General features: G+C 53.9%; 10 protein-coding genes. All 10 read right to left on the reverse strand.

What is annotated here, in order from left to right; all coding sequences use genetic code 11:
• Positions 1–90 precede the first annotated feature (90 nt).
• Positions 91–2,436: a putative 2-aminoethylphosphonate ABC transporter permease subunit gene (locus ICT70_RS09160; RefSeq protein WP_224746938.1), complete on the reverse strand. Its 2,346-nt coding sequence runs from the start codon at positions 2,434–2,436 to the stop codon at positions 91–93.
• Entirely contained in the window at positions 2,426–3,580 is a 1,155-nt protein-coding gene (locus ICT70_RS09165; RefSeq protein ID WP_191155799.1) for an ABC transporter ATP-binding protein, read from the reverse strand. The genes ICT70_RS09160 and ICT70_RS09165 overlap by 11 nt, the downstream gene beginning before the upstream one ends.
• 135 nt (positions 3,581–3,715) lie before the next feature.
• A complete protein-coding gene (locus tag ICT70_RS09170) occupies positions 3,716–4,744 on the reverse strand; it encodes a putative 2-aminoethylphosphonate ABC transporter substrate-binding protein (protein WP_191155801.1) in 1,029 nt (342 codons plus the stop codon).
• 124 nt (positions 4,745–4,868) lie between these two features.
• Complete coding sequence (locus ICT70_RS09175) at positions 4,869–5,909, reverse strand: prolipoprotein diacylglyceryl transferase family protein (protein WP_191155803.1); 1,041 nt, start codon at positions 5,907–5,909, stop codon at positions 4,869–4,871.
• A 70-nt stretch (positions 5,910–5,979) separates the two neighbouring features.
• Positions 5,980–6,990, reverse strand: a complete 1,011-nt coding sequence (locus ICT70_RS09180) for a phosphatidylserine decarboxylase (protein WP_191155805.1) — start codon at positions 6,988–6,990, stop codon at positions 5,980–5,982.
• On the reverse strand, positions 6,965–9,376 hold the full coding sequence (locus tag ICT70_RS09185) for a hypothetical protein (RefSeq protein WP_191155807.1): 2,412 nt from the start codon (positions 9,374–9,376) through the stop codon (positions 6,965–6,967). Before ICT70_RS09185 ends, ICT70_RS09180 begins: the two co-directional genes overlap by 26 nt.
• A gap of 105 nt (positions 9,377–9,481) precedes the next feature.
• Positions 9,482–11,317 (reverse strand): bifunctional diguanylate cyclase/phosphodiesterase, encoded by a 1,836-nt coding sequence (locus tag ICT70_RS09190; protein WP_191155809.1) that lies wholly within the window; start codon positions 11,315–11,317, stop codon positions 9,482–9,484.
• 101 nt (positions 11,318–11,418) lie between these two features.
• Entirely contained in the window at positions 11,419–11,787 is a 369-nt protein-coding gene (locus ICT70_RS09195; protein WP_272977236.1) for a diacylglycerol kinase, read from the reverse strand.
• Positions 11,788–11,799: 12 nt separating this feature from the next.
• Positions 11,800–13,569 (reverse strand): hypothetical protein, encoded by a 1,770-nt coding sequence (locus ICT70_RS09200; protein WP_191155811.1) that lies wholly within the window; start codon positions 13,567–13,569, stop codon positions 11,800–11,802.
• A gap of 3 nt (positions 13,570–13,572) precedes the next feature.
• Positions 13,573–13,737, reverse strand: coding sequence for an inositol monophosphatase family protein (locus ICT70_RS09205; protein WP_224746939.1), 165 nt, complete (start codon positions 13,735–13,737; stop codon positions 13,573–13,575).
• Positions 13,738–13,741 lie beyond the last annotated feature (4 nt).

The following is a 13,741-nucleotide window of genomic DNA, read 5'->3' on the forward strand; positions in this document are numbered from 1 at the left end:
TAGTACGCCTCCGCTCAAGCTCTTGATTTCCTTGCCACAACGAAAAATTCCTCGTTTCCATTCCGAAAACTATTGGGTTCTGCCTGTAAGTTATTTTTGTCGCCATTGTCTGGTCTTGCCGGCAAACAACCAGCACACCCCTTCGGCACCAAGCCGCACCAGAATATTCACCGCGACGATCAGCATACACATGGCTGCCGCCGCTGCCGTATCCCCCGCATCATCCATATTGACTACTGCTACCGAGGCCAGGGGCAGGTGGCTGTTGTAGAGAAAAATCACCGCCGACACCGTTGCCATGGCGCTGACAAAGTAGTAGGCGGCAATCTCAACGATGGCCGGGAAGCAGACTGGTACCGTCACCCTGAAAAAAGTGCGATAAAATGGTACCGCTAGCGATTCCGAAACAATCTCGAACTCCTTGTCCAGTTGACGCAGGGCGGTGGTCGCGGTCAAAAAGCTGACGGTATAAAAGTGGACAATGTTACTTAACACCAGGATTGCCATAGTGCCGTAGATAAAAGTAAAGGGATTAGCGATCTGCAGATCGATAAAAGGCAGGCTGAAGGTCGGCTTGTTGAAGAAAAACACATAGGCGATGCCGATGACCAGACCGGGCAAGGCCAAAGGAACGATCGACAGCAGATAGGCGCTTTGCCTTAACTTCTGGGCATCTCGCGTCTTTTCTATCAGATAAGCGCTGATAAAGGTAATAATCGTGCCGAACAGTGCCGTGTACCCGGCCATGCGTAAACTGGTCAAAAAAGCCTTAAACCCCCCGCCGCCGACGCCCTCAAAACGATAATGACTCAAGGTCCACAACTCGGGGTAGATTTCGGGATGACTGAAACCATAGGGCCAGATTTTAACGAAAGAGCCTATCCCTGCGGTAAACAGGATGGCCAGAATCGCTGCGGCAATCAGTCCGCACAGCACGGTGTAGAGACGATCGCGCCAGGGCAGGGAACCCGGGGTAAGAGGCACACTGCGCGCGGTCAGAGCGGCGTGGGAGCGGCGTTGTACGATCCGGTCAGCAACAAAAGCCAGCAAGGTCGGTGCCAGCAGGATGAGGCTGACGGTTGCGCCGAGGCCGAAATTCTGCTGGCCGACAACCTGTTTGTAAATATCCACGGCGAGAACATTAAAATGGCCGCCGACTATCTTGGGGGCACCGAAATCAGTAAAAGACAGGGTAAAACAGACAAAAATCGCACTGAGCAGGCCGTATTTGACCCCCGGCAGGGTGACCATGAAAAAGGTCCGGATACGCCCGGCACCCAGTGACGATGAGGCTTCGTAGAGGCGGGCGTCGGTATGGGCCAGGGCAACGCTTAAAATCATCATCGCCGGTGGAAAAGTAAAAGCAATTTCTGCCAGAACAATACCGGTAAAGCCATAGAGATTGATATCCCAGGCCAGCCAGGAAACTTTACCAAAAAAACCGGTTGTGACCAGTCCCTGATTACCAAACAGATAGACCAGTGACAGGCCGTATAACATGGTCGGTGCAAACAAGGGGAGCATGGCGATAACCCGGAACAACATTTTTCCCACCATCCTGGTGCGCGTCAGGCCATAGGCGTAAATAAACGCCAGCACAACGGCTACCAGGGTGGTGGTAAAGGCGACCAGCAGACTGTTCCAGGTGGACTGGGCCAGATTGGTCTGGCCGCTATGATGGTAAATCAGCTGTCCGGAAGCTGCAATCTGGGCGGCGAGCAACAGCATGACCGCTGCCGGCAGGTACCAGGTACGCAGTGTCGCAGGCTTTTCCCGCACGAAATCGATCAGCATCCGAACCAGCAGGAAGCCGGCAAGCAGTATGAGAAAAAAGGCTCCAACAAACTGTTTCTGGGTCAGGTCATGGATGCCGAAATAATACATGAAGTTGGCAAGGCCGATGAACCGGGTTACGGTTCGTACCGCGTCCCCTAACGGGAAAGGATGGCTGTCGATCAGCCAGTACCCTCCGCTGTGGCGCTCGATCTTTACCGGCTTGATTGGCATCCGCTCGGTTTGCCCGGGGGGGATGGCACTGGTGATGACAACCTGTTCAAAGCGCGTGTCACTGATGCGCACCTGCAAATGATCATCGCTGACATCAACAGGATCAATGCGGCGGTTATTCAGGTACAGAACCCCCTGCCCCGCTTCTTCCATCAGCAGGATACTGTAACCGGCAACCCTGATTTCGCCCCGAAAAGGATCCAGAGTTTTTTGTTCTTCGGTGGGTTCATCGATAGCCACCTGCACTTCCAGGGTTGTCGCTTTCTCGAACACTTCAGCAAGCGGCAGCAGCACTCCGACAGCCAGCCACAGGCAGGCCAGCAAAATCAGCAAGCGTCTGATCCAGCCCTGCAGACCGGGGCGTTGGCGCGGGGCAGGCTCGACAAACAGGGGCTTCATGGCAAGTCCTGCCAGCTGATCAGGCGGCATGGGACTGACCTGCACCAAGGCTTAAACTGTCGGAAAAGGCGAGCACGTGTTTGGGCGGTAGATAGATGTCCAGATCGTGACGGGCGTCGAGTTGCAGCTGATCGACGGCCTTGGGTTGCAGATCGATTTCGATCTGATGAGCAGAGGGGTGACCGGCCAGATGCAGTACGCGCACCATCACCCGTGAAACGGAACCGCGAAACTCGATCTGCTCAATTCGCGCCCGCAGAATGTTGCTGCTGCGGTCCTGATCATCGGCGATGCGCACATGCTCGGGGCGGATGGCCAGAGTGGTTATCTGCTCGGGGGCAGAAAAGCCCTCCGGCGGACGGGACTCCAGCGAATAATCGAGAAAACGTACCGTGGTTGTGTCCTGGTGGCGGCAATCGGGTAGAAAGTTCATGGTGCCGATAAATCCGGCGACAAAGGTATTGGCGGGCGCCCCGTAAAGCTGCTGAGGATCGGCGAACTGCATCAGCTGCCCCTGATCCATCACCACGATCCGATCCGCCATGGTCAGGGCTTCTTCCTGATCGTGGGTCACCATAATGGTGGTAACCCCGAGCTTTTCCTGGATACTGCGAATTTCTCCGCGCAGCCTGGCCCGCACGCGCGCATCCAACGCCGACAGGGGTTCATCAAGCAGCAGCAGCGATGGGTTGGGCGCCAGCGCCCGGGCCAGGGCGACGCGCTGCTGCTGACCGCCGGAGAGCTGGGCCGGATATTTATCCGCCTGATCGCTCAAGCCGACCAGTTCCAGCATCTCTTGAGCGCGTTCCCGGCGGGCCGGAGCCGTCATCTGCCGTAGTCCGTACTGGACATTATTGATGATGTTGATATTGGGAAACAGGGCGTAGGATTGAAAGACAATCCCCAGCTGGCGGTTGGCAACCGGCTCTCTGGAGACATCGTTGCCCTGAATCCAGACACTGCCGCTGTTCTGCTGTTCAAGCCCGGCAATAACCCTCAAGAGGGTTGTTTTGCCGCACCCGCTCGGACCCAGAATCGAAACAAATTCTCCGGGCTTTACACCGATGTTGACGTTATCAAGAGCGGTAAAGGCTCCAAACTTCTTGGTCAGATGGCGAACTTCAATAAAATAGTCAGTGCTGGTTAGCGATTTCTTCGGTGCTTTTTTATTCATCACTCACACTTTCAATGAAAAAAAAGCGGCGAAAGTCGGAAGGCACAGTTCCGGCTATCGCCGCCCATATCAAGGATAAAATTAGATGCAACGGCTGTTCGGTCAGCTGGGCATCTCCAGCCCGACGTTTAAACCTTAGCCACGTGGCTGGCTTTTACCATCATAGCGGCGGGTCCACTCATTGAGGATCCGCTGACGATTTTTTGCGGCCCACTCAAGATCGTTGTTAATCAGCACCGACATGGGATCCGTCGGCCAGCCCTTGGGGGCCCCAACCCGAATGTCGGTAGCGACAATCGGATAAACCCTGGCGTACATGGCCATGGCCTCGTCACTGATCGCCCAGTCAAGGAAGGTTTTGGCTTCCGGCTTGATCCGTGGCTTGCGGATCAGGGCGTTGGCTTCGACTTCGTAGCCGGATCCTTCAGTCGGAAAGGCCACCGTTACCGGCTCACCGGAGTCCCGCTGCTTGAAACCACGATAGGCAAAGGATAGGCCAATGGGAAATTCCCCCTTACCGGCCATCTTTGCCGGTGCCGAACCGGAATGGGTATACATGGCGATGTTCTGATGAAGTTTGTCCAGGTAGCGCCAGCCTTCCTCTTCACCCATCAGTTGGAGGATGGCCGAAACCGTCAGAAAGCCGGTTCCCGAAGAAGCCGGATTGGGCATCACCAGGGCGCCACGGTATTCCGGTTTGATCAGATCAGCATAGGACTGAGGCATAGTCAGCTTCTTAGCCGGCATCTCGATGGTGTTGCCGACAATACCGGTAACATAGGCCTTAATGCCGACCCAGCGTGCTTCCTGATTGCGGGTGTCTTTCATCCCTTGACGAACCTTTTCGATCCCTTTGGGGCTGTAACCCGCCAGCATGCCCATCTCGTTAGCAACCAGCAGACTGGTAGCTGCGGTGCCCCAGACCACATCAGCCACCGGGTTATCTTTTTCCGCCAGCAGCTTGGCAGTGATAATACCGGTTGAATCGCGGATCAGGTTCAGTTTGATATTCGGATGTTTTTTCTCAAAAGCAGGGATGTACACCGCTAATTCGTCATCTTCGAGGGCGGTATAAACGGTAATTTCAGCAGCTGTAGCGGATAGCGCACCGGTCGCAAGCAACATCATGGTTGCAACCAGCAGGGTCAGGTACTTTCTGATCATGGGGGCTCCTTTTTCATCGGATGGAATGAATTGATGGCAGTTAAAGCATTTAACAGCTGCTATCATCTTTGCCCTGGGTAAGGAGCGGATTACGATGCCGTTAGTTTTTGATAAGGCGTACCGCTCAGATCCGCTCGCGATGCAGATAATAGTCGACATGAGCTCCGGTGACGGTACTGCGACCGGTATAAATAAAGATGATGAACCAGATAATTTGCAAAAAAAGGATCGGCACCGGCTGCCAGAACTGTTGCAGCCCATCCAGCAACAATGGTGTCGTAGAAATTGATAATGAAAAAAGAAAAACACAGCCGACAGCGTAGGGAATCGCCAGCAGCCCCATGATCTGATAGGCCGAAAACCCTTGTTTGCCGCGATAATCGGCCCGCAGGAATTCTGAAAAAACCCTCCAGAGCTGTGTCACCAGCAGAATCAGGATAAAGCTGAAGGCAAACAAACCATTAAGAAACAGCGCTACTCCGATTAATCCGGTGACAACATACAGAACGGCCGTGACCATCTGAATCGGAATCAGGGGTTGCCCCGCCAGGCCATCGGCATAGCAGGCTTTTCTGGTTTCATCCTGAAAAACCAGACTCCAGCGCCCGAACAGACGTTGCATTCGGGGGCCACAGTTCGCAAGCGGCTTACCGTAACAACAGCCGAAACTGATACAGGCAATTCGTCCCAGACCTTCACCCAGAGCATAGGCACAACCAACGGCAGCAAGAAAGGTCAGAACCGGCAACGAAGTGCCGTTGATCCGGGAAACCAGTTCAATAACCCACGGTGCAGCGACAATGCCGACAAATACCGCACCGCCAATCGTAAAGGTGTGTGATTTGCCTTCCACCAGGCGCGCAATCAGGCGCGAAGCGGGAACACAGATCAGCAGCAGCAGTGCGGCAATCACCAGCATCGACGTCAGGGGGATAGCGGCACTACCAAGGAGGACAAACAGTAACGCCAGGGCCGCCGCATAGGCATTGGCGGTCAGTAACCCGTACCAGGTCAGGTTGGTTCCCTCGTTGCTGCAATCTTTTCCTTTACGCACCGGCAGGGTTGCCAGCATCTGCCAGCCGCGACCGGGTAAAACCCGAAAGCCCCAGAAAAGCACCGGCATTGTCACCAGCGCCAGAATCAGAATAAACAGCTCATTTTCCATGGGTTGACTCCGTTTTCAAGAGGGATTTTCGGTGTAGGGGCGGGGTTTCCCCGCCCCTACATTTCAATGTTTAATCGGTTTCGGCGGGAAGAGCGAGCAAGGATCTGACCTGGATATCTGTTTCAACCAGCGGCTTTTTGAAGCCGGAAGTGAAGCGACTGCGAACATCGCTGCGTTGCTGATTACGGATCAGATCATCCGCAAAACGGACCCGGCCCGGTTGAAACAGCAGGATGTCAGTGCTGCTTCCCGGCCGATAGCGGCTTTTGGGAACCCCCTTGCGCAAAAACATCCCGATTTTAATCGGCTGTGGCGCATGATACTGATCTTCGCAGTAAAACTGTTCTATTTCACCGATCATCATCGCCACGACTTCAATCATGGCAACCAGACCGATACCGCTACCGTCCGGCACATCGGTATCAATGATCGTGACGACCCGGCGATTTTTGGAATAAGGGGTCACCTCGGCAACAATGGCTCCGGGATTACAAGAGTGAAAGGTTCCTTCGATCTGGTAGAAATCAACGACCCGTCCGGCGACCGGGGTATGGTTGTAGTGATATTTCTCCGGGGTCAGTCGAAACACGGTAAAATCGGCGAAGGCAAAAGATTCGCGCCATAAAGGACGATTTCCCAGCAGTTCCGGCAGGTCAAAAAAGTGCCCTTTGATTTCCAGGTAAGGATGGTTGGACAAACTTCCTACCAGCGCCTTGGCATCGGCCGGGGACAGAATGGCTTCTTTTTCTTTGGGGAGAGGACGATAGACCCAATAGCGAATCTGCCGTTCAAACACTTTGCGGGCGGTGTTCAGCCGCTCGGGGGGCTCCAGACATTCAATCATCACTCCCCCGGATGCCAGTAACGCCCGGGTTTTCGTCGACAGTCGGCCATTGAGCATCCGGCTGTAATGCCACCAGCTTAACAAGGCTGAGGGGCGGGCGCTGATCAGGAGCTGAAACAGCTGCGGCGCCTTTTCCCTGATCGGATGATAAAGCCACTGAATCAGGGGATCGCCGATCAGCTGTTCATCGCAAATTCGCCCACTGTGACGCTCAATATACTGATGCAGTTGCTGCATATACCTCCTCCGAATCGGTGGCATCCATATTCATGTGACGATCCCGGTCCTCCAGCAGTAACACCAGGGAGATCATTTGCTCTATCGACTGAGGACCGGAACGGCCAGTGATAAGATCGTCAGCTGCCCGCCGGCAGAAATCGTCAGTGACCTGCTGGTTGAGCAGTCGGTTCAGCTGTGGTGTTAATCCTTCAACAGCAGAGGAAATTCCTGCCTGTTTCAGATCAGCCTGAATAAAATCCATGGCCTGGTGAATATGCTCATGCCTGAGGGTGGTTCGACAGTAGCGTTCTGCTTCCCGGTTGAACTCTTCCGCCGTCATCCGCAGGGCATCTTTCTGCTTGCCCCCACAAATACCTCCGATCAGTCGTCCGGCTGCCGAGGCTTTGTCCGGATCACGCAACCGTGTTTCAAGGTCGGTGAGTAAATCGGCAAAACCGAACATCTCGATCAGATCGGCGCCATCTTCCTGAATCAGGCGCAACAGGCCCAGGCAGTATTCGTGATGGTAGATGCGCAAATAGCCGGGATAGCGGCGACTGGTTCGAATCTTCTCCGTCTGTCTGAGAATCTTCAGCAGCAGGCGATTGCGGGTTTTTTTGTGAACAAAAAAGGTCGGAATACCAACAGCCATACCGAAAAAGATCTGTCGACGCTCACTTTCAATGATCGGTGTATCCGGAATATGACGATGGCTGAGCTGATCACGGACCAGATATTTGAAGATAAGGGCTGTCACCAGTATCTGCAGGTTTGTCGCCCCGGCAAGGTCACGATCCAGATCCGGGAACAGGCTGTGGTGCCGCCCCTCAAAACCGCTGAATTTCATGGAAGCGTAATCACGCAGTTTGAAAAACTGGTACAGAGACATCTGCCGGTCAAAGATCCCCATGGAGGAAAGATCGTCGAGCAGTTGTTGCTGGTTGCCGCATACGCCGCTGTAGGCCGGGCTCTGTTCCGTACTTAAAAAACAGATAGGGTAGTCCAGTAAGCGGAAATCGGGGACCAGATCACCCCGTAATGAACACAGTCGGCTTAATCCGCGATCCAGCCAGGTGGGGCCGAAAGGGGTCAGGGCGTGGCCGAAAATGGAGATATCGGCTTTCTTTTTCCAGCGTCGCCAGAGCATGCCCAGGTGGGTGTCATCCAGCTGATGGGGCAGAAATCCCAACACCTGTTCCGGGTGAAAATCACTGAACGCCAGGCGTCGGGGAGCGGCGCTGTAAGTGGTAGCAAACAGGGGCAGAAACATTTCCAGTGATTTGCAGACCAGATCACCAATCCACTTCTCGTGTCCGCCGTTGAAGCCATGGTGTGAATCGCGAAGCGCCCGACTTAAACGGCGGCTGCCGATACTGAGATGAACCCCGTTGTTGGCCAGGCTGATGTTGGACATGTTGGGCAACACCGTCAGATTGTTGAGGATGATTCCAGCCTCACGCAGCTTTGCCACGGCGTTGAGGCGACTGCGGCTCAACACCTGATGGCAGAGTTCCATGTAATGGAATTTCTCTTCTCCCTGATTCCATCCCGACAGGCATGGGCTCATATAGAGATGGCGATAAAAGGTATCGGAAATCAAATCATTGAGATGCTGCTGACGCAATGGTGGATGCGGTGAAAAATACACCATAACCTTCTGACCATCTTCCACCAGCCCGAACTGATGGTTGGCGTAGGCGACCAGTAATTGGGTCAGCAGGTAGCGCTTGGCGGTTTCCCGCGCTACCTGACGCCCCATTCCCCGGGACGGTGAAAGCTGTTCGACATGGAAAGAAAAAGTTTCCGGGGAGGTATTGTCACTTAAGAAATGGTCAAGAATCGACGCTCCGGTTTGCCGGATCCGGTCATGGGTGTGGCCCCGGCGACCGAGAAAATCTGCCAACGCCAGCTTCAGCAGATAACTCACTGGAACCCTGAGACAATCTTCACCCTGTCGGCCGACCAGATGGAAGCGGTGCAGATCAGTGCGTGGTCCGGCGGCGGGGTTGCTCTTGTTGGCCAGAATATCCTGATTCCAGACCTGCAGAGCCTGGTCACACAAGCGCCGCCTGGAAAAACGCACCCAGCTGTTTTCCCAGATCCCCTCACGATTGTTTTCCAGGTACTCCTGCAGAAGGGTGATATTTTTGCGCGGGCTTTCCCCGCTTTGGGTGCGGCGCTGCAGATTGGCGTAAAATCGCGAGGCCGCTATTTCCAGGGGCAAATCGACCCGGTCCCGGTCACCGACCACCACCACCTGCAGCTCGGTTTCAGTACCGGCAGTAATATCCTCGGCTGAGAACGGCAGGTCAGCAATCGGGCTGTTTTGATCAAGCCCCAGCGCACTGCGCCATGACACATCACTCGCACCGGCAAGGGCTATGGAAGAAGTTGTTCGCGACAAGCGGCCTCTCGTCCAGGATGTTATGGTTGAACCGATTGATAGTCGAAGATAGGCAACCAATGTTGGTTCGGTATTATGTTTTGATGAGAATAAGGTAAAAGGTGGTCAATCATTGTCATCACTGCAGGGTTGGCTGCGCCGATTGATAAACAAAGAGTTTCCGGGTGTTTTTTTGGCCTGTTTTTTTGCTTCAGCAGCCTGGCAGGATATCTCGTGGTGGCTGGAAATTGAGCTGGTTCCGGGATAGTGGGTAGCGCCGATGGACAGGCTGATAAAGCTGTAGCGGACCATATTGCCCTGACGATCCAACGCCTCAATCCCGCCCTTCAATCGATGTTCAGCATCGTAAAGATCAAGGATCTCCCCAGCAAACCGCGCCAATATCCGCTCACAGCGATCCTGCCAGTTCTCACTACAGAAGATAATGATGAAATCATCCCCACCGATATGACCGATAAAGTCCTTTTGTGGATGGCAGCCATCCTTGAGGACCGTTGCCGTCAGGCGGATTGCCATGTCGCCACGGCTGTAGCCATAGACATCATTAAAGGGCTTGAAATTATCCAGGTCAAAGTAACACACGGTAAAGGCGCGACTCTCTGCCAGGTAATACTCGAGCTTTTTTTCAATCGGGACGTTCCCCGGCAACATGGTCAACGGGTTGGCGTAGTGTGCATTGCGAATCTGCATCTCGGTGATCTGTTTGAGCAGGTCCACGAGCAGACCGACACCACGATAACGCCCCTTCTCCAGGATGATAAAAATGTTGTCCTGGGTTTCCGTGCCCTCATTGGTAATGGTCTGGCTGAGCTGTTCGACCGGGGTATGAATTTCAGTCCGCAAGATTTTAGTACTAATAATGTCGAGAGATGAGACAGGACTTTTACCAAACAGATCACGACCATAGCGACTGGCCAAAATATCCCAGACCTGACGTCGTTGGAGGATGCCGATTGCAACATCACCATCAACCACCGGCAGGCTCATCGATTCCGGATATTTTTCCATCAGATCTCCAACCTCATTCAGGGATATTCCTGATTGAATGGTCGGAACGATTTTGAGCAAACAGGAAACGGTTACGGTTCCCCATTCATAATTGGTGGACAATTTATTTGGCTGTTGCAGCAAAATCTCCGCCGGCAGACTGAGCACCGGCGATGAGGTTGGACGGCCAAAGTAATAACCCTGTCCATAGGTCACTCCAATCGCCTGGACAGTATAATATTCCTCGATGGTTTCGACCCCTTCAGCAATGGTCTGGCAGCCGACCTGGGCAGCTATATCCTGCAGGCTTTGTATCAGATATTTTTTATGGGGGTCGCGGTTGATAGACTGAATGAAATATTTGTCAAATTTGACATAATCGGGTTTGAGCTCAGACCAGAGACGTAATCCGGCATAGGCCGTCCCCAGATCGTCCAGGGCAACCTGAAAACCGGTATTGCGATAGTACTCAAGGTTCTGCCGAACCACTTCAATATCAAAAATCGGAAAGTCTTCGGTTAATTCAATGACCAGTCGGCTGCTGTCAAGGCCATGTTTATTCAGTGATTGTTTGGTGAATCCCCGGGGGAAGTCCGGCTCCATCAGGGCTTTGGGGCTGATGTTCAGGAACAGTTTGCCGGGAAGTTGCAGTCGCGAAAAAAACTCGATATTGATATCACGACAGAGGATTTCCAGTTCAACCAGACGATTGAGTCTGATAGCAGTCTCAAACAATACGCCGGGAGGATGCAACGGTGAGTCGGACGGGCCCCGTATCAGGGACTCATAACCGATAATTTTTCCGGTCTGTAGATCAACGATGGGCTGAAAATGGGGGGTTAAATGACGATGACAAATAATGTCATCAAACATCTGTTTGAGTTCACTGCCTACCTGCGGGATTGATTGCGCCAGGTGTTGCTCCGCAATCCTGATATTGATCGGTGAAATCATGTCTTCCATCCAATGTCATATGAGCGCCCCCTGGTGTTGTTGATGGGCTGATCGGCATTGGAAGACTCGTCAAAGCTTGTTACGTTGGTATTGTAAGAGAGTTAGTAGTTGATGAGCAAACTTCCCCATACCCCGACCGCCAGCAATAAACTAAGCAAAACAGCCGCCGAGCCAAGATCTTTGGCCCGCCCCGAGAGTTCATGAAGTTCCGGCCCGATCCGGTCAATCGCAGCTTCAATCGCGCTGTTGAGCAACTCCACCACCAGCACCAGGATCAGCACGGCGATAAGCAGCAGACGCTCCATGACGGAAAAGTCGAGCCACAAGGCGATGGGAAGCAACAACAGGGTAAGGATCAGTTCCTGGCGAAAAGCGGCTTCCTGACACCAGGCCGACCGTAACCCTTTGATGGAATATCCTCCAGCCAGCAGCAACCGTCGCAGCCCTTTGTTTTTGTTCATCGTCACCATGGCCTCTATCCATCAGCGGAAAAACAGATCCAGCCCACCGGCCTGACGCTCAGCCAATTCCGGAATGCGTTGATGCTGGAAGCGCCGCAACAAGGGGAAAACCAGTCCCGTCAGGCGGATCAACAGGGCACGATCAATGATCCGATAGTCAGATTCAGATCGCATCAGCAGGGCGAACAGAGCTCCAGCGGTGATCCAACGAATGCGGAAGGGGGAATAATCACTCTCAACAATAAACCCTTGCGGATGTTTATTCCGGTAACGCTCAATCCGGGCGCTGATCTTGATAATCCGTTTTTTGCCGGCGTTGCCCAGATAGAAACGCCGCAGTGAATAGAGCAGGCGCAGGGAGTCCCCCCCCAAGGTCAGATCCGCTTGCTCGACAGATAGCTGCTTGATCAGCAGGCGCAAGCGCCGGATCAGCTCCCGCTCTTCACGATCATCATTGCGAATCTCGGCAGGGGAATCGAGATAGGCGCGAAACATCAGCCGCAGCGGCTGGTTGACCAGGATGGTATCCCAGAAAATCCACAACAGCGGTGGCACCCGCAAACGGCGAAACCAGATCTGGCGGCGGGCAAAGGGGGCAAAGTACCAGAGCCGGTCGACCAAGCGATCGAAGATCTCAACGATCTCGATCATGATTTCCGCATCCTGCTCGCTGAACTGCTCCCGGCAAAATTGCCGCATGATCGATGCCGCGGCCCTGTTGGTGGTGAAGAGTTCGATGGCAGCGATGGTATTGAGTTCATTCCAGGGGGAGGAGTTGTCAAGAAAGGTTAAACGATCAAAATGGGACCAGCCACCGGTCTGACACCAGACCAGAATCCCCCGTAACGTTGGACAGGTGCTGAGTTGCTCCCGGTACTCCTCGTATTGGCGCCCGACATAGGCGGGGAAAACCCCGAACCCTTCGTATTCGCGCCGGGCCTGCAGTTCGATGATCTGGGCGTGCCTGGACTCCGTAATCCGTTCATTCAAGGGGAGATAGCGAAAAAAATCGGCAGCGCCATATTTTCGCGACACGACAAAGGCGTCAGAACGGATGTCGGCAAAGGCTGCTTTTTCGGTGGTTTCGTTCCAGGAGATATCCCCGATTGGAAAGGCCCCCAGACTCCAGGTGCGAAAAATCAACAAGGTGTTGTGGGCTTCACAGACGGGCAGGCTCTCTTGCAACCAGCGGTTACATTGTCGTGCTGAGGTAATCCACAATCGACTTTTGAACGGCGAGTCCACATCATGACCATCGGCCTCGCCGATGCGGGTGACAATTCCGGACACTTCCGCAAAGGTGGTAAACAACTGCTCCAGACAGTGGACGAATATCTGCCGGACCCGACCATCGCGGCCCGACCGGCTACCTGCTGCTGCTTCAATATACTGATTCCAGAACATCAGGTCGGTATTGATAAAGATGCGCAGACCCGCAGCGGCAGCGATGGCAAAGGCACGTTGCATCAGGGAACGCCAGGAATGGACGGTTTCTTTCAGCAGGGCGGAATAGCTGTCGAGGATCACCAGGTGGGCCAGGTCGTCGAAGGTGATGGCAGTAAAACCCAGCGCGCGGGCCTTGTCACAATAGCTGACCAGGGCGGCACAAATCAGGTCACGGTGATGCTGACTGATCTTGCCCTGGTTAATCAGGGCATCCAGGGGCGCCTTCGACCAGTTTTTGCGCTGGCCGTCGACAAAGGGGACAAAAAAAGGGGCACTGCCGTCGATCAACAGCAAGTCTCTTGATGCGGATGGATTATTCGATTTGGGAGTTTCGGCTGTGATCATCAATCACGTCGCTTTTGCGTCTGTTGACAGGGCACGGATCGCTTGCTCGTGAGTTGTGATGGTACCGGCAACAATCCCCCGGTTAGCGGCACGCTCAACGCCACCAGCAAAATCAAGAGGTTGACCATCAAAATCCGTGACGCGACCGCCAGCCTCCTCGACGATCAAAACG

Source organism: Pelovirga terrestris (assembly GCF_014773365.1).
GTDB lineage: Bacteria > Desulfobacterota > Desulfuromonadia > Desulfuromonadales > Geopsychrobacteraceae > Pelovirga > Pelovirga terrestris.